The following is a 15,884-nucleotide window of genomic DNA, read 5'->3' as shown; positions in this document are numbered from 1 at the left end:
CAACTGGAATAGTGATTTCATGGCGACGAAAAAAACAAAGAGCACCGATCTCGAGCAACCAGGCAACGAAGCCGAGCTTGATCAGGCTATCGATGATCTGCGTGGCGTTCTGAAAACCGACGCGGACGGCGGCATGCCCGATTTCGGCGGCGGCGACCTCGATGCATTTGGCGGCGGCACCGATCTGTCTGCCTTCGGCGGCGATCTCGACACCGGCACCGACGCCGACTTTGGTGGCGGCGATTTCGGCGGCTCCTCGGACTTCGGCGGCGTTTCCGATTTTGGCGACACCTCGTCGATCCCTGGCGTCGCAGCTCCGCTCGGCAGCGCGATGCAGTCGAACATGGACCTGATCATGGACATCCCGATCGATGTTCAGATCATGCTCGGCAGCAGCCGCATGCAGGTCTCCGGCCTGATGAACCTTAACGAAGGTGCGACGATCGCGCTGGACAAGAAGATCGGCGAGCCGGTCGAAATCATGGTGAATGGCCGCAAGATCGCGCGCGGCGAGATCACCGTTCTCGAAAATGACGACACACGTTTTGGCGTAAAACTGATAGAAGTTTTAGGTACTAAGAAAGCCTGATCCCGCTGTAGGGACGGAGAGGTTAGACCATGATGGACTTTGACGATTTCGGCGGCGCTCTTGCCGAGAAACCGTTGACCCAGGCTGAGAAAGCAGCGGCCGTTCTCCTCGCGATGGGGAAAGGGGTTGCTGGCAGACTGTTGAAGTATTTCACGCAGGCGGAACTGCAGACGATTATCGGATCCGCGCAGGCTCTGCGCGCGATCCCGCCGGATGAGCTGCTCGGCCTTGTGGCCGAGTTCGAGGATCTGTTCACCGAAGGTGCAGGTCTGATGGACAACGCCAAGGCGATCGAAAGCATCCTCGAAGAAGGTCTGACGCCCGACGAAGTCGACAGCCTGCTTGGCCGCCGCACGGCGTTCCAGGCCTATGAAACTTCCATCTGGGACCGGCTGGGCGAAGGCGATCCCGCCTTCATCGGCAAGTTCCTGCTGCGCGAACACCCGCAGACGGTCGCCTACATCCTATCCATGATGCCCTCCTCCTTCGGCGCCAAGGTGCTGATGCAGATCCCCGACGGCCGCCGCGCCGACATCATGAACCGTACCGTCAACCTGAAATCCGTCAGCCCGAAGGCGGCACAGATCATCGAAAAGCAGGTCATGACGCTGCTCGCCGAGATCGACGCCGAGAAGAATTCGATCGGCTCGACGAAGGTTGCCGAACTGATGAACGAGATGGACAAGCCGCAGGTCGATACCCTGCTTACGTCGCTCGAATCGATCAGCCGCGAATCGGTCAACAAGGTTCGTCCGAAGATCTTCCTGTTCGAAGACCTGATGATCATGCCGCAGCGCAGCCGCGTCATGCTGCTGAACGACATTTCCGCGGATATCCTGACCATGGCTCTGCGTGGCTCTTCGTCGGAGATGAAGGAGGCCGTTCTCGCCTCGATCAGCCCGCGTCAGCGCCGCATGATCGAATCCGACCTGCAGAGCGGCACGACGGGCATCAACCCGCGCGAGATCGCAATCGCTCGCCGCGCCATCGCGCAGGAAGCGATTCGTTTGGCCAATTCCGGCCAGATCCAGCTCAAGGAAGGCGAAGCCGAAGGGGCAGCTGCCGCCTAAGCCGCTGTTACTGTGTACAGATAGCCCGGAGACGAACGCCGCGATTGATCACGGCATTCCCGGGGACTACAAAAGCAAGGGTCGCGCGCTGGCGCGGCCTTTTCTTTTGAGTAGGAGTCGCGACCGTGGCGGACGACGACAAGGACAGTAAAACAGAAGCCCCTACCGCGAAAAAGCAAAGCGACGCGGCTGAGAAAGGTAATACCCCCTTCTCGCGCGAACTGCCCCTCTTCGCCACGGTTCTCGCCACCTACATCTATCTCATCTTCTTCCTGCCGAACGGGCTCAGCGTCGTCGGGGCATCGCTCAAGGATATTTTCGAGCAGCCGGACCAATGGAAGATCGATACCGGGCCGGATGTGCTGTCGCTCTTCATCCACCTCGGCTGGGTTTGCGCGCAGCTGCTCGCGCCGGCGATGATTCTCTTCATGGTATTCGGCGTTGCGGCTTCGATCGGCCAGAACCTGCCGGTGCCAATTCTAGAGCGCATCAGGCCGCAATGGTCGCGCATCTCGCCGGCAAAGGGCTGGTCGCGGCTGTTCAGCCTCCAAGGCCTCATCGAGTTCGGCAAATCGCTCACGAAGATCGTCATCGTCGGCGTCGTGATGGTGCTCTTGTTGCGCAGCGATTACTTCGCGTCGATCGACGCGATGTTCTCCGATCCGACGACGATCTTCACCCGCATGATGTCGGGCATGCAGAAGATCACGCTGGTGGTCTTGATCGCGACCGCGCTGGTGGCGATCGTCGACTTCTTCTGGACGCGCTATCACTGGTTCACCGAGCTGAAGATGTCGCGCCACGAAATCAAGGAAGAAAACAAGCAATCGCAGGGCGACCCCTTCGTGAAGGGCCGCCAGCGCGCGCTGATGCGCGACCGCGCAAGACGCCGCATGATCGCCAACGTGCCGCGTGCGACCATGGTCATCGCCAACCCGACCCACTTTGCCGTTGCGCTGCGCTATGTGCGCGAGGAAAACGACGCGCCTATCGTCGTTGCCAAGGGCCAGGACCTAATTGCGTTAAAAATCAGAGAGATCGCCGAGACGAACGGAATACCGGTTTTCGAAGATCCGCCACTTGCGCGCTCCATGTTTGCGCAAGTCTCGGTGGATAGTGTCATCCCGTCAGTATTCTACAAGGCCGTCGCGGAGCTCATTCATCGGGTGTACGCGGCGCAGGCCAAGAACAACCGGGTAAGATAAACGAATGAAAAAATGCCCCTACTCTGCCCAGCGCGAGAAGATTCTTGCCGAAGCAATCAGCCCAGTCGCCACCGAATTGCGGTTGCTGGACGCTTCGGACCTGATTTCGATCCTGCGATTTGAGTATTACGGCAATCTTTCAGACCTCGTTTCCTCGGCCGCCGAGATGTTCTTCCATCCCGGTACCGTCAATTTCGGCCATGGCGGCAGCTATACGCTCGAATGGGGCGGCAAGCCCGAGGTTGTCATCGACCTGGAGATCAAGCCGCGCGGCGTGACCGTCTACGCACAGCTGACGCTCGCAGCCGAGCACGCCGGTATCGAGATCAACCACATCGCTTTCGAGAATCCTTCGTCGAATCCGCACGAAAACACCGCTTTTCTCGAACAGAGCCTCAATCAGGCGCGCTACAACGTACCGCCGCTTCAGGCGCTCGCGAGCTAACTACCCAATCCGAATCAGTTCTCAGCTGATGTAGCCGAGCCGAATCGCCTTGGCGATCGCCTGGATGCGGTTGACCGAATCCAGCTTGATCGTCGCCGAGCCGAGATAGGCGTTGACGGTGTGTACCGACAGGCCGAGCTTGTCGGCGATTTCTTCGCTGATACGGCCGTCACCTGCGAGCTGCAGGCAGGCGATCTCGCGTTCGCTGAGCGCTTCGGCTGCCGCCACGCGGCGTTCGTCGAGCGACAGCAGGTCGATCATCACCTGGCAGGCGCGGCCGTGCAACTCGACGACCATGTCGTTCGGCGGGTCGAGATCATCGCCGGTGAAGACGACGAAGCCGTTGCCGATCGCGCCGAGGCGAACGGGGAAAGCGAGGCCAGAGAACGGCACGAGGCCATCTGGAAGGCGCACGACAAATGGCGCCATGCCGATGGCGCCGGGGAAGCTGCGATCATGGCTGCCGGCCCAGGCGAGCGGCAGGAGCGACTTCTCGACATGCTCGATCAGCGCATCGCCGTAAGCATCGACAAAGGCCTTGTGCAGCGAGGCATTGGCGGAACCCCAGTTTTCCAGCTCGCAGATCAGGCGCTGCTTGGCCGGCAGGCCGGAGCCGGACAGGCGATAGACCGCGAAGTTCTGCGCATCGGCCAGCTTCTGCATGGCGACGAGGCGCGGGAAAAGATCGGATCGGCTGCTGACCCTGTTGGCGCGCGTGGAGCGCGAGATGGTGTCGGAGCTGCTGATCGACCGGCCCGATGCATATGCCATGAGCGCGCCCTCCTTACACCAAGTTATTTCTGACAGCGAAGGCAATGGCTTCGGAACGGGTCTTCGTCGCCGTCTTGCGCATGACGCTGGTGATGTAGTTGTTGATCGTGTTTCGCGAGATGCCGAGGATCATCGCGATCTCGTCGCTGGTCTTGCCTTCAGCGATCCAGAACAGACATTCGAGTTCGCGATCGGTCAGTTCGAAATCGCGGTCCGACTTGGTGCCGCTATATTGCAGCAGGCTCGTGTAATAGGCCGTCAGCAGGCCGACATCCCGCAGACGCTCCTGCGAGAGGATGAAGCCATCATCGAACAGGAACATCAGCGCCAGGCGCGAGCGCCCGATATTGAACATCAGCGAGCAATATTGGCGGCTTGCGCCATCAGGAACGTCAGCGGTGTCAGGCAGGACGGCAAAGTGTGGCTGGAAGAGCTGCATGCACTTCTCAAGCTCTGTGGCGCGACCGAAACCGCCCACGAAAGCCTCTGCGAGATTGGTGACGAGATCGAAGGGCCAATCGGACGAGACCACGAAATCGAGGCCGGCTTCCTGCAAGAGATCAGCGCGTGCCAGGAGATAATGCGAAGCCCCCACGTAATCGGTGAGGATACGCAGCCCTGGCTGCAACCTTCCCGTGCCCGCTATCTCACAAAGCTGGGCAATGAGTTCAGAGCGCGATGACAGGTTGGTCGCAGCAATTCCGACGAAGTTCCCTGTCCTCGTTTCGCTCTTGAGAGCTTGCAATATATGCATGTCCATTGGCAATTCCTGAGGCTGAGAACTTATCACGAAAAAAGCTTGATCACGTCTTTCAGCAAAGAAATGCACCTTCTCCGCGAATCATCCAAAAGGTACGTCAATGAGAGCAAATCACCATCTCCGAGTTCTGGGGATTTACTTTCGCCGCGAACTGTGCGCCGATTCGCACAAAGAATTCATCTCTTAGAAGTTATAGTAAGCTAAGATGATTCGAGGCCATATGGCAATACGATTCGCGTCAAACGCGAGTCGTGCACCGTTTTCGTGTGTGCGATGTGCCAAAAAAGATAAGGGCCGGTTTCCCGGCCCTTTTGTTATGCGGCGTTGTCGACCGCCCATTTCCTGAGGATTTTCGCTGCGCGTTCCTCGTTGATCTCGACCATGCGGGCGAGCTTGCGCTCCGGCCCTTCCTTGACGCGGCGATTGAAGCTGCCGTCGTCGTCGCCGAGGCTGAGGAGATCTTCGGTGCTGTCGAAGCCGAAGTCCGAGCCGAAGCCGTCCATGAGGGCCCCGCCGCTGGCGTCGCCTGCCGGCGCGAAGTCCGGGAGTTCGAGGCCGGCGCTCTCGATCGAGGTGTCGCCGGCGATTGCGGCACCGCCACCGGTCATGCTGCGGACCATCGGACGGACACCCATCCAGATGACCAGGAAGGCGACGACCACGAAGGCGAGCGAGTTGATGATGCCGGCAAGGTTGCGGCTCAGCATGTCCATGACGCGGACGCCGGAACCGGTTTCTTCGAGAAGCTGGTTTTCGAGGAAGTCCATGGCCGTAACGGTGACCACGTCGCCGCGATCGGTGCGGATACCGGAGGCGGAGGCAACGATCTTCTGCATCTCGGCGAGATAGGCGTCGATCTTCGCCTGGTCGGCCGGCTCGCCGACCATCTTGGCAATGCGACCCTTGTTGACCACGACAGCGATCGACAGCTTCTCGACCTTGTAGCTATTGCGCGTGGTCGCGGTGGTCTTGCTGTTGATCTCGTAGTTGGTCTGCTCTTCCTTCTTGTCGGACTTGTCCTGGGATGCCGGACCGTTCGAACCACCGCTCGGAGGAGCTGCCTGTGGGACGTTCTGCTGGACGGTGGCAGCGTTGTCGTTAGACGTCTGCTGGGACTGGGCCGCTTCCTTGGTGGTGCGGATGGAGCGTTCGACCTTGGATTCCGGATCGTAGACGGTTTCCTGGATCTGCTGGGCGTCGGTGTTCAGGTCGGCGGTGACGCTGGAACGGAAGTTGTCCATGCCGAGGAACGGGGCGAGCGCCTTGTCGATGTTGGATTCGATCTCGGACTGAACGTTCTGGACGATGCCGAGCGAGCGGTTGAGGTTGCTGTTGCTGGCTTCGTCGCCGGATGCGAGCAGCTGGCCGGCGGAATCGAGAATGGTCACGTCACCGACATCGAGCCCCGGTACGGCCGAGGCGACGAGGTGACGGATGGAGCTTGCCGCGGCGCGGCCGGTCGAGGCACTCGCTCGAAGCATGACGGATGCAGTCGGCTTCTGCTCGGCGCGGCGGAAATTGCCGACCTCGGGCATGACGATGTGCACGCGTGCCGCCGATACGCCGGAGATCGATTGGATCGTGCGGCCAATCTCACCTTCCAGCGCGCGAACGCGGGTGACTTCCTGCATGAAGGAGGTCAGGCCGAGCGAGCCGACCTTGTCGAAGAGCTCGTAGCCGGCGTTATTGCTGTTGGGCAGGCCTTTTTCGGCGAGCAGCAGACGCGACTTGCCGGTCATGCCGGCAGGCACGGTGATGCTCGAACCGTCGGAACCGACCTGGAATGCGATGTTCGATTCTGCGAGCGCAATACTGATCTGGTTCAGGTCGGACGAATCGAGCCCGACATACAGCGTTTCCTGAGCAGGTTTATTGACCAACAAAGCGGCGCCGAGAATGAGCGCCACGGAAACCACCCCGATGCCGGCCAACGCCAGCAGGCGGTTCCGCCCAAGGGAACTGAAGTTCCTAACAACCGGAAGTAATTGATTTAACAGATTCATTCTGTTCTCGCACGATCTTTACAGACAAAGCAGGCCTATCGCCTAATTTGACCTATAGAAGCCGAAACTTGTGCGAGCGTTTCGTATTGACGTGTAAGTAAGCGAGCCGGCCTAGAAGAAATCGAAGTCGCCGGCAGCCTTGTTGATCGGCTGGGAATGACCATGCCGCATGCCGCCGCCGCCCAGCGCGCGCTGCATTTCGCTGAGCTTCACGAGGCTGAGCGCGGTTGCGACATCGACCATCCACTCATTGGAGATCTCGCCGGTGATCGTGTCGATGAATTCGGCGATGCCGCGCGCCTTCTGCACGGCAAGATCGATGCCCTGCAGCACCTTCATGCTCTCGGGCGCGTTCAGCAGATTTTCGCCGCCGATCTCCAGAAGCTGCGGTTCGATCCGCTCGATCAGATAGGCGACGTCGTGCAGTTCGGACACGACACGCATCAGGATATCGGGCAGAGCTTCGACCGGCGACGGCTGCTCCGCCTGTGCATTCACGTTCATTAGGACCTCGGCTCAGAAGAATTCGATACTGGTTTCAACTGGCTTCTGCGGGGCAACCGGACGCTGTTCGAGCGCGACGGTCTTCTGGGTTTCGGCACCTGTGAGCGGGTACTGTCGAGCGCGACCGGAGACCGGCCAGAACTCGAGCTTGCGCCCGTGATCGCCGCCGGTGCTGGAACCGACGATGGGGATGCCTTCATCCTTCAGAAACTGCATGGCAAAAGCGGCATTCTGTTCCCCGACATTCGAGAATGTCGAGATCGTCTTCGCTCCTCCGAAGATCTTGGCTTCCAGGCGGTCGCGACGCGCGCCCTGCTTCAAGAGACCGTTGATCAGCAGTTCCATGAGATGCACGCCATAACGCGTGGCATCTCCCCCCGTCATGGGCGTCGTGGCGTTGCCCGGCAGAAGGAAGTGGTTCATCCCCCCCACGCCGGCCACGGGATCCCGTAGGCATGCAGCCACGCACGAGCCAAGAATGGTCGTCAAGACCGCGTTCGGATCATTCAGGACCTTCCATTCGCCCTGAATGATGTGAACACGGCGGGCCGCAACCTCGATCGTCATTTCAATGCTCCAAATACGGCCTCGATGGCCGCCTTCATCTTTTCGATGGTGAAGGGCTTTGCCAGAACGTTGTTGGCGCCGAGGGCCGCCGCCTTGGTGACCAGCGCGCGGTCGCCCTGCGCGGTCAGGATGATGAAGGCTGCCTTCTTGGTGGTCGGATTGCTGCGGACGGCCTGCAAGAAGCCGAGACCGTCCATGTTCGGCATGTTGAAGTCCGAGATGACCAGGTGATGCGGCTGCTGGGCCATGATCTTCATGCCCTGCACGCCATCGCCGGCGGCGGTGATCTGCTTGAAGCCGAGCTGGGTGAGCGCGTCGCTGAGCAGCAGGCGGCTGGTGACCTGATCGTCGACGATCAGAACTTTGATTTTCTCTGCGAGTGACATTAGTCAGTTCCTTCCTTACGGGCGGTCATCTTCAAGATTTCCTCGCCAATGGCATTAAGCGGCAGCTGCTGTTCGACAGCGCCGAGTTCGAAAGCTACCCGCGGCATCCCGTAGACCACCGAGGTCTTTTCGTTCTGTCCGAGGGTACGGGCGCCTGCATGGCGCATTTTCAGGAGACCGGCGGCGCCGTCGCGACCCATTCCGGTCAGGATCACGCCGACAGCATTGCGACCCGCAAGCTCGGCGACGGAATCAAAGAGAACATCGACCGAGGGACGGTGACCATTGACCGGCTCGCGCTCGAGAAGGCGGCAGCAGGGTGCGGATGGATTGACCACCTGCAGGTGCCGCTCGCCGCCGGGGGCCAGATAGATCTTGCCGATTTCAAGCCGCGCGCCATCCGTCGCTTCCTGCACGACAGGTGCACAGAGGCGGTTCAGCCGCTCCGCGAAGCTCTTGGTGAAGGTCGACGGCATGTGCTGCGTGATCACGGTCGGCGGGCAGTTGGCCGGGAATTTCTGCAGCACGGCGATCAAAGCTTCCACGCCACCGGTCGACGAGCCGATCGCGACCACCTTGCGGCCGACGCGATAATCGGCAACCGCGGGCGGCGGCGCGACAGGCTGCGGGGCCATGACGGGACGGCGCTGCGAACGGGCGGCGGCCTTTACCTTTTCAGCGAGGTCGGCGAAGGGGCGCATATCGCCCGGCTGCGGCTTGCTCACGCAATCGAACGCGCCGATCTCCAATGCCGCGAGCGTCGCGTTGGTGCCGCGATGCGTCAGCGTCGACACCATGATGACGGGCATCGGGCGCAGACGCATGATCTTCTCGAGAAAATCGAGGCCGTTCATGTTCGGCATCTCGATATCGAGCGTCACGACATCCGGATTGAGCTTCTTGATCGCTTCGCGCGCTTCCATTGCATCGCCGGCCTGGCCGATGACATCGACGTCAGGGTCGGACTGCAGCACGGCGGTGATGAGACCGCGCATGGTGGGAGAATCGTCAACAACGAGAACACGTGCCGCCATGCTCATCCCTTCCTCCCAAAGCCCTTGGTCGTATAGCGGTACGTGGTGATACCGATATTGTCGAAGACATGCTTGGAATCACCGGACACCCGCTCGGAATGGCCGATATAGAGATGACCGCCCTCGGGCATGAGCTCGGCGAAGCGCGACCAGATCTTCATCTGGGTCGGTTCGTCGAAATAGATCACGACGTTGCGGCAGAAGATGATGTCGAACTTGCCCTTGAAAGGCCACTGGGCCATCAGGTTGAGCTCGTTATAGGTGATCAGCCGCTTGACGCGGTCATCGACCTGGAACTTGCGGCGCCCGTCGATATTGACCTCGCTGAACCACTGCTTGCGCATGGCAGGCGAAACGGTTTCGAGCGCGTTTTCGTCGTAGGCGCCGGCGCGGGCGATGGCGAGGATCTTCGGATCGATGTCGGTCGCGAGGATCTTGAAATCGTAGTCGGCGATATTCGGCATCATCGACAGCACGGTGAGTGCGATCGAATAGGGCTCCTGGCCATCCGACGACGCGGCCGACCAGATGCGGACGCGACCGCCCGACTTGGCACGCTGCAACAGCTCCGGCAGCACGTGGTCGCGCATATGCTCGAAGTGATGGTTTTCACGGAAGAAGCGCGTGAAATTGGTCGTCAGATGCGACAGCATTTCGCGGCGCGGCCCAGCACCCGCCTGCGACGACACCAGCGAACAGTATTCGCGGAAGCCGGACAGGCCGAGATTGCGAATGTGCTTGGAAAGACGCGAATAGACCAGCGATGCCTTGGTCTCGTTGAGGAAGATACCCGCATCCGAGTAGATCATCGCGGCGATTTCCGTGAGGTCGCGGCGCGTCAGCGGGTATTCGCCGCTCGCCAGAACCTCGTCGGGGCTCCCCGGTCTTACATCTTTTGCACTCAAGACACTCATGCAGCTTCGCTTTCCGCGTCAGGGAATATGGCTTCCAGTTCCAACAGGCAGATCAGACGTTTCTCGATCGCCATGATCCCGCGGGCGAACTGACGCTGCAGTTCGGACGCGATCTCGGGCGTTGGCTGTACGTTGTCTTCACTAACAGTCAGTATATCCGACACCGCATCTACAAGCAGACCAACTACTTTTCGGTGAACTTGGGCCACAATAATGACATGGCGCTGCGTCGGCTCGGTCGGCTTCATGCCGAGACGGGCCGAGAGATCGATGATCGGCAGCACGGCGCCACGCAGATTGATGACCCCCTTCATGTAGGAAGGCGAGTGCGGCATGGCCGTCGCCGGCGTCCAGCCGCGGATCTCGCGAACCGACATGACATTGACGCAAAACTCCTGATCGCCGACGCGGAACGCGATCAGCTCGCGGTGCCCTTCGCTCAGATTTTTCACGATGTAAGACATAACTTAACCCGCCGCCGCCAAGGATACTTCCTGTCTCAGCGCCTGGCCGCGGGAAGCGCCCACGACTGCATCGACATCGAGAATGAGCGCGACGCGACCGTCGCCCAGGATGGTTGCCGCGGCAATGCCCGGAACGTGGGTGTAGTTCGCCTCGAGGCTCTTGATGACGACCTGACGCTGGCCCTGGATCGCATCGACCATCAGCGCGCGCTGACCGCCGCCTTCGGATTCGACGAGCAGGGCGACACCTTCGACCGGATTGGCCTGAGTGGCGCGGAAGTTCAGGATGCGACCGACATCGACCAGCGGGCAGAAGGAGTTGCGGATCGAGATCAGGCGATGGCTGGCGCCGAAGGAGTGGATGGCCGAAGCCTCCGGCTGCAGCGTTTCGACGATCGCCGTCAACGGGACGACGAGCGTCTGGCCGGCGACCGTGACGACCATGCCGTCGAGGACGGCGAGCGTCAACGGCAGGCTCATGGTGAAGACGGAACCCTGGCCCGGCTTCGAGGTGATGCTGATGCGACCACCGAGCGCCTGGATCGAACGCTTGACGACGTCCATGCCGACGCCGCGACCGGAGATGTCCGAGATCTGGTCTGCGGTCGAGAAGCCCGGCGCGAAGATCAGGTTGTCGATCTCCTCGTCGGACAGGTTGGCGTCCGGCGAGATCAGATCATTGTCGATTGCCTTCTGCTTGACGCGTTCGCGGTTGATGCCGCCGCCGTCGTCCTGCAGTTCGATCAGGATGCGGCCCGAACGATGCTTCGCGGTGAGCTTGATCGTACCCTCGGGATCCTTACCGGCGGCAGTGCGCTTTTCAGGGCTTTCGATGCCATGGTCGACGGCATTGCGGATCATGTGCGTCAGCGGCTCGGCAATCTTGTCGATGACCGTCTTGTCGACTTCGGTGTTTTCACCTTCGGTGACGAGGCGGATCGACTTGCCGACCATGTCGGCGACTTCGCGGACGATACGCGACATGCGCTGGAAGACCGGCTTGACCGGCTGCGCGCGGATCGCCATGACCGAATCCTGGATCTCGCGGGTGAGCTGCTGAAGCTCCTCGAGGCCCATGTTGATCGAGGACGTGCCGGTCGTGTCGTTTTCGATGACGCTCTGGGAGAGCATCGCCTGGTTGATGACGAGCTCGCCGACGAGGTTGATCAGGCGGTCGACGCGATCGAGATCGACGCGGATGGTCTGGCCGGCGCTATTGGCGGCGGCATTGTTCTGGGCGGCGGCGGCAGCGGCTGCATTGGCGGCAGCAGCCGATTCCTTCTTTTCGACGCGGGCTGCGGCGGACGCGATCTGCGTCACGTTCGAAGCCGTTTCGACAGCGGCTACAGCAGCAACTGCATCGTTCTTTTCAGCGGCCGGAGCTTCCGGGCCGTCATCCAGCGCCGAGAGGTCGAAGGGCACGGGCACCATCGGCAATTCCTCGGCCGGAGCGGCTTCGGTTTCAGCGGCGACGGTCGTGATGGTCAGCTCGCAATCCCACTCGGCAAATTCGAAGACCGCACGGATCGCATCTTCGCCCTTGTCGGTCTTGAGCGTGATGTTCCAGTAGAAATAGGCGGCTTCGGGATCGAGCTCGTCGAGGCCCGGCAGCGCATCCATGTTGCAATAGATGCTCATCTCGCCGAGGCGGCTGAGGTCGCGCAGGAGGAGCGTCGCGTCGTTGCCCTTGGAATAGAGCTCGAAGCGCGGCTTGAAGGTGATCTCGAAGGTCTCGTCGTCACTGAATTCATCGAACGAGAACGGGATCGGCTCGAAGCCACTGTCGTCGGTCGGCTTGACCGGTGCTGCGGCGACCGGTGCCGGAGCGGCTGGCGCTTCGGAAGCGGCTGACGGCGATGGGAGTTCGCCGTTGGCAAGCGCTTCCAGCTCCTTGACGAGGCCGCGGCTGCGGCTTTCGTCGACGGTGCCGCCGTCACGGGCGGCATTGGTCAGGTCCGCGAGCACGTCGGCCGACTTGAGCATGACCTTCAGGACATCCTGGGTCGGCTCTAGCTTGTTGGAACGAACGCAATCAAGTGTGGTCTCGAACACATGGGCGAAGGCGACGAGATCGTCCAGACCGAAGGCGCCAGCGCCGCCCTTGATCGAGTGAACGGCGCGAAATACCGCGTTGACGGTTTCCGGATCACGATCGCCATCATTCATTTTCAGAAGACCGGATTCCAGTTCCGCGAGCTGTTCCTCGCATTCCTGGAAAAAGATCTCTTTGATTTCGTTCATATCCATAAAAGAAATTCCTGATTTTAAGCGGTTACGCGCTCAATGGCATCGATCAGCTTGGCAGGGTCGAAAGGCTTGACGATCCAGCCGGTGGCGCCGGCCTGGCGTGCGCGATTCTTCTTCTCGGCATCGCTTTCGGTCGTCAGGACCAGGATCGGAATGGCGCGGTACTTGTCGTTGCGACGAACGCCTTCGATGAAGCCGAAGCCATCGAGACGCGGCATGTTGATGTCGGTGACGATGACGTCGGGGTGGGATGTCTCCAGAACCTCGAGACCTTCGACGCCGTCTTCAGCCTGGATCGTCTCGAAGCCCGCATTGTTGAGCGTCACGAGAAGCATGTTACGGATCGTCCGTGAATCATCCACGGTCAGCACTCTTTTCTTCATTCCTAAATCTCCTTGGCGAGCAGCGGGTGAACATCCACACCGATCAGCTGCATGGTTTTCTGAAACGCGTCCGAAACCTTGGTGAAGGTGAACGCATGCTTGTCTTGATCCCAGGTCTTGGCGGCCGACATCAGCACCTGCGCGCCGAGGGCGCCGACGCGCTCGACGGCCGATGCATCGATCGACACGGCGCTGCCGCGCATCGACAGAAACTTGTCGCGCAGGGCGGCGGCTTCGTTGAGGTCAATGGTCGCCGCCAGGTTCAGCGTCTTCCCACTCTTTTTTGCTGCCATCAGACTTTCCCTATCTGCTGATTGGCGCCCAACGAATGTGAGCCGCCGTCATAAATCAGTGCTTTAGTAAGCATTTCGTCCGCCTCCGAGACTTGCGAGCGGAGGGTTGAAATCGAATGCCGCGTCGACTTCCTCGACAACCCGGCGGGCGGGCTGGACATCGACGGCGCGAACGGGGCGACGCTCGGCTGCCTCGGCGCGATTGCGGGCAATGCGAAACTCGCGAACCGTGCGGCCAAGCTCGACGATGACAGTGTGGAGATCGTCGGCGCCATCGGCTGCATGCGATGCGGCGTCGGCGCTTTCAGCCACGCGTGCGCCAAGGCCCTTGACGTCGGTGGTGACCGCGTCGAGCACGGAGGCATTGTCGCTGGTCTGGCTGGCGACCGAGGCGATGGCGGCGTTGATATCGGTGACCTGGCGCACGATGCTGCCGATCGAATCCTGCGTGCGGCCAACCATCTGCACGCCGGCATCCACCTGCGACTTGGTGGTGGTGACCAGCGTCTTGATTTCACGGGCAGCATCGGCCGAGCGCTGCGCCAGCGCGCGGACTTCCTGCGCGACGACGGCGAAGCCACGGCCGGAATCACCGGCGCGGGCGGCTTCGATGCCGGCGTTGAGCGCCAGAAGGTTGGTCTGGAAGGCGATTTCGTCGATGGCGCCGATGATCTGGCCGATGCGCTCGGCAGACTGCTCGATATCGGCCATGGCGGAGATGGCGCGGCCGACAACCTCGCCGCTTGCTTCGGCCGCCGCGCGCGTGGATGCGGCTGCTTCCTCAGCCGCACGACTGCCGGCGGCACTGCGGCGCACGTTTTCGGAGAGATCGGCGAGTGTCGCGGCCGACGCCAGAAGCTGCTCGGCGTGGCCCGACGCGTGGCCGGAGAGATTGCGGGCGGACTGGCCAAGCACCTGAACCGATGCCTCGGCCTTCAAGGTACGCTCGCTGATCGCGCCGAATTCGGTCTGCAATGCTTGGAGCGCGCCGTTCAGCGCCAGGGCGACATCATTGTGCGGACCGTCTTCCGTGACGATGGCGCGGGCGGTCAGGTCGCGGGCGGCCAGACCTTCGATGACGTCGGAGAATACGCGGGCGACCTCGGCCCTGTCGCTGTTTCGCTGGTCGGCGATCTGGCGCTGTTGCGAGGCGCGCAGGGAATTGAAACGCAGCGACACGGCGATCTCGACATCGACCATGACGAGGCGGATGAGCGCGGTCATGAGGTCGGCGATTTCGCGCTTGCGGCGCTTGACGCTTGGAAGGAAGGAGGACCCGGCAAGCTCATCGGCGAGTCCGGCAATGACATGCTCGAGGACGACGCCGTGGCCGGCGACATGCCAGCGAGGGTCCAGCCCCATCTTGCTTTCGGAATCCGACAGGACCTTGACGCGCTCGGCGTAGAGGCTATCGAAGCGCGCATCGGTCAGCACGTCCCAGTGCGACGTCTGCAGATCATGGAGCCGATCGACCTGACGCTCGCTCTCGAAATTGCGGGCGGCATCGGGAAACGACTGAAAACGCTGAAAGAGATCGCGAAGGCCTGAGGTCAGGTGCTGCTGGAGCGCCGGGCGATAGCGCCGCACCATCTCGCATTGCTCGGCATCGAGGCCGGCAAAGCGCAGGCGGTCACGCAGGCTGCCCGCCTGTGCTCCACGATCCTGATCCGATGGCATATTCTGCCCCACGCCTGTCCCCAAACCAATGCCCGGGCATATCGCCCGAAGAGAAATCAAGCCTCCTGATACCAACACGGATGCGTGCGGACCTGACGCGGGCTAACGCCGGCGGTCGGACCTGTCGCGATCAGTGCGGACTATCTTAGAGCTACTTGAGAGATCGATACCGGATTAAGCCGGTACGGCGGTTCGGCGTCATGCCTGCTAGGAACGCTAAAATTTTCCCATTCCGACGTGTATTGCAATGTTTATGGTTAATTCCTTGCCTGAAGGTTAATACCCATTTTATGAATGTGGGCTTTCGGAGCAACGCGAATAACCATCTATGAAATACTGGCGTAGCGTTGCGCGGCTGCTACAAGTTCGAAGCAAGCTTCGTGTTATATCCCCGGCAAATCACGACATGACGTCATAGGGATTGAGCAATGATTGTTCTGGGTTTGGGTGCATGTTTTCTTGCCGTGTCTGTTCTCACGGCCGTCGCACTTCTCGACCGTATTGAAGCGGGCCGCGTCGCCTTGTCTTTGCGGGTGCTTTGAATTCCCGTCATAAAACAACAGTAATGGACG

The 15,884-nt window shown here is 60.8% G+C and carries 17 protein-coding genes; 4 read left to right on the top strand and 13 right to left on the bottom strand.

Annotated elements, in window-relative coordinates; all coding sequences use genetic code 11:
- Positions 1 to 19 precede the first annotated feature (19 nt).
- The 4 genes from fliN (at position 20) to D460_RS0110070 (ending at position 3,309) form a co-directional block, all read left to right on the top strand.
- Positions 20 to 589, top strand: coding sequence for a flagellar motor switch protein FliN (fliN, locus tag D460_RS0110085; protein WP_018898421.1), 570 nt, complete (start codon positions 20 to 22; stop codon positions 587 to 589).
- Between the two features lie 29 nt (positions 590 to 618).
- Positions 619 to 1,659: a flagellar motor switch protein FliG gene (gene fliG, locus D460_RS0110080; RefSeq protein WP_018898420.1), complete on the top strand. Its 1,041-nt coding sequence runs from the start codon at positions 619 to 621 to the stop codon at positions 1,657 to 1,659.
- 125 nt (positions 1,660 to 1,784) lie between these two features.
- Entirely contained in the window at positions 1,785 to 2,864 is a 1,080-nt protein-coding gene (flhB, locus tag D460_RS0110075) for a flagellar biosynthesis protein FlhB (protein WP_018898419.1), read from the top strand.
- 4 nt (positions 2,865 to 2,868) lie between these two features.
- The gene (locus D460_RS0110070; RefSeq protein ID WP_018898418.1) at positions 2,869 to 3,309 is read left to right on the top strand and encodes a hypothetical protein; all 441 of its coding nucleotides are present in this window, start codon (positions 2,869 to 2,871) and stop codon (positions 3,307 to 3,309) included.
- Between the two features lie 21 nt (positions 3,310 to 3,330).
- Here the strand turns inward: D460_RS0110070 and D460_RS0110065 are convergent, their stop codons facing one another.
- The 13 genes from D460_RS0110065 to D460_RS0110005 all read right to left on the bottom strand — a co-directional run bounded on the left by D460_RS0110065 (position 3,331) and on the right by D460_RS0110005 (position 15,312).
- Complete coding sequence (locus D460_RS0110065; protein WP_018898417.1) at positions 3,331 to 4,080, bottom strand: LuxR C-terminal-related transcriptional regulator; 750 nt, start codon at positions 4,078 to 4,080, stop codon at positions 3,331 to 3,333.
- A 13-nt stretch (positions 4,081 to 4,093) separates the two neighbouring features.
- The gene (locus D460_RS0110060; protein WP_018898416.1) at positions 4,094 to 4,840 is read right to left on the bottom strand and encodes a helix-turn-helix transcriptional regulator; all 747 of its coding nucleotides are present in this window, start codon (positions 4,838 to 4,840) and stop codon (positions 4,094 to 4,096) included.
- A 314-nt stretch (positions 4,841 to 5,154) separates the two neighbouring features.
- Positions 5,155 to 6,843 (bottom strand): flagellar basal-body MS-ring/collar protein FliF, encoded by a 1,689-nt coding sequence (fliF, locus tag D460_RS0110055; protein ID WP_026282989.1) that lies wholly within the window; start codon positions 6,841 to 6,843, stop codon positions 5,155 to 5,157.
- A 111-nt stretch (positions 6,844 to 6,954) separates the two neighbouring features.
- Positions 6,955 to 7,347, bottom strand: a complete 393-nt coding sequence (locus D460_RS0110050) for a hypothetical protein (RefSeq protein ID WP_018898414.1) — start codon at positions 7,345 to 7,347, stop codon at positions 6,955 to 6,957.
- 12 nt (positions 7,348 to 7,359) lie between these two features.
- Positions 7,360 to 7,914 carry a chemoreceptor glutamine deamidase CheD gene (cheD, locus tag D460_RS0110045; RefSeq protein WP_018898413.1) on the bottom strand — a complete coding sequence of 185 codons (555 nt, stop codon included), beginning with the start codon at positions 7,912 to 7,914 and terminating at the stop codon, positions 7,360 to 7,362.
- Complete coding sequence (locus D460_RS0110040; RefSeq protein WP_018898412.1) at positions 7,911 to 8,300, bottom strand: response regulator; 390 nt, start codon at positions 8,298 to 8,300, stop codon at positions 7,911 to 7,913. Before D460_RS0110040 ends, cheD begins: the two co-directional genes overlap by 4 nt.
- The gene (gene cheB, locus D460_RS0110035) at positions 8,300 to 9,340 is read right to left on the bottom strand and encodes a protein-glutamate O-methylesterase CheB (protein ID WP_018898411.1); all 1,041 of its coding nucleotides are present in this window, start codon (positions 9,338 to 9,340) and stop codon (positions 8,300 to 8,302) included. The genes D460_RS0110040 and cheB overlap by 1 nt, the downstream gene beginning before the upstream one ends.
- Positions 9,337 to 10,248, bottom strand: coding sequence for a protein-glutamate O-methyltransferase CheR (cheR, locus tag D460_RS0110030; protein WP_018898410.1), 912 nt, complete (start codon positions 10,246 to 10,248; stop codon positions 9,337 to 9,339). Before cheR ends, cheB begins: the two co-directional genes overlap by 4 nt.
- A complete protein-coding gene (locus tag D460_RS0110025; protein WP_018898409.1) occupies positions 10,245 to 10,712 on the bottom strand; it encodes a chemotaxis protein CheW in 468 nt (155 codons plus the stop codon). Before D460_RS0110025 ends, cheR begins: the two co-directional genes overlap by 4 nt.
- 3 nt (positions 10,713 to 10,715) lie before the next feature.
- Positions 10,716 to 12,959 (bottom strand): chemotaxis protein CheA, encoded by a 2,244-nt coding sequence (locus D460_RS0110020; protein ID WP_018898408.1) that lies wholly within the window; start codon positions 12,957 to 12,959, stop codon positions 10,716 to 10,718.
- 17 nt (positions 12,960 to 12,976) lie between these two features.
- Positions 12,977 to 13,342, bottom strand: a complete 366-nt coding sequence (gene cheY1, locus D460_RS0110015; protein ID WP_018898407.1) for a chemotaxis response regulator CheY1 — start codon at positions 13,340 to 13,342, stop codon at positions 12,977 to 12,979.
- Positions 13,343 to 13,344: 2 nt separating this feature from the next.
- The gene (locus D460_RS0110010; RefSeq protein WP_018898406.1) at positions 13,345 to 13,635 is read right to left on the bottom strand and encodes an STAS domain-containing protein; all 291 of its coding nucleotides are present in this window, start codon (positions 13,633 to 13,635) and stop codon (positions 13,345 to 13,347) included.
- Positions 13,636 to 13,698: 63 nt separating this feature from the next.
- Positions 13,699 to 15,312: a globin-coupled sensor protein gene (locus D460_RS0110005; protein WP_018898405.1), complete on the bottom strand. Its 1,614-nt coding sequence runs from the start codon at positions 15,310 to 15,312 to the stop codon at positions 13,699 to 13,701.
- Positions 15,313 to 15,884 lie beyond the last annotated feature (572 nt).

The sequence above is a fragment of the Rhizobium sp. 2MFCol3.1 genome (assembly GCF_000377565.1).
Lineage (GTDB): Bacteria > Pseudomonadota > Alphaproteobacteria > Rhizobiales > Rhizobiaceae > Rhizobium.
The sequence above is the reverse complement of the archived record's forward strand: the minus strand, read 5'-3'. Positions and strand labels throughout refer to the sequence as shown.

Bases quoted from the DNA above. Each gene is read 5' to 3' on its own strand.
- fliN (WP_018898421.1), top strand. From the start codon at position 20: ATGGCGACGAAAAAAACAAAGAGCACCGATCTCGAGCAACCAGGCAAC.
- fliG (WP_018898420.1), top strand. From the start codon at position 619: ATGATGGACTTTGACGATTTCGGCGGCGCTCTTGCCGAGAAACCGTTG.
- D460_RS0110070 (WP_018898418.1), top strand. From the start codon at position 2,869: ATGAAAAAATGCCCCTACTCTGCCCAGCGCGAGAAGATTCTTGCCGAA.
- D460_RS0110065 (WP_018898417.1), bottom strand. From the start codon at position 4,080: ATGGCATATGCATCGGGCCGGTCGATCAGCAGCTCCGACACCATCTCG.
- D460_RS0110060 (WP_018898416.1), bottom strand. From the start codon at position 4,840: ATGGACATGCATATATTGCAAGCTCTCAAGAGCGAAACGAGGACAGGG.
- fliF (WP_026282989.1), bottom strand. From the start codon at position 6,843: ATGAATCTGTTAAATCAATTACTTCCGGTTGTTAGGAACTTCAGTTCC.
- D460_RS0110050 (WP_018898414.1), bottom strand. From the start codon at position 7,347: ATGAACGTGAATGCACAGGCGGAGCAGCCGTCGCCGGTCGAAGCTCTG.
- cheD (WP_018898413.1), bottom strand. From the start codon at position 7,914: ATGACGATCGAGGTTGCGGCCCGCCGTGTTCACATCATTCAGGGCGAA.
- D460_RS0110040 (WP_018898412.1), bottom strand. From the start codon at position 8,300: ATGTCACTCGCAGAGAAAATCAAAGTTCTGATCGTCGACGATCAGGTC.
- cheB (WP_018898411.1), bottom strand. From the start codon at position 9,340: ATGAGCATGGCGGCACGTGTTCTCGTTGTTGACGATTCTCCCACCATG.
- cheR (WP_018898410.1), bottom strand. From the start codon at position 10,248: ATGAGTGTCTTGAGTGCAAAAGATGTAAGACCGGGGAGCCCCGACGAG.
- D460_RS0110025 (WP_018898409.1), bottom strand. From the start codon at position 10,712: ATGTCTTACATCGTGAAAAATCTGAGCGAAGGGCACCGCGAGCTGATC.
- D460_RS0110020 (WP_018898408.1), bottom strand. From the start codon at position 12,959: ATGGATATGAACGAAATCAAAGAGATCTTTTTCCAGGAATGCGAGGAA.
- cheY1 (WP_018898407.1), bottom strand. From the start codon at position 13,342: ATGAAGAAAAGAGTGCTGACCGTGGATGATTCACGGACGATCCGTAAC.
- D460_RS0110010 (WP_018898406.1), bottom strand. From the start codon at position 13,635: ATGGCAGCAAAAAAGAGTGGGAAGACGCTGAACCTGGCGGCGACCATT.
- D460_RS0110005 (WP_018898405.1), bottom strand. From the start codon at position 15,312: ATGCCATCGGATCAGGATCGTGGAGCACAGGCGGGCAGCCTGCGTGAC.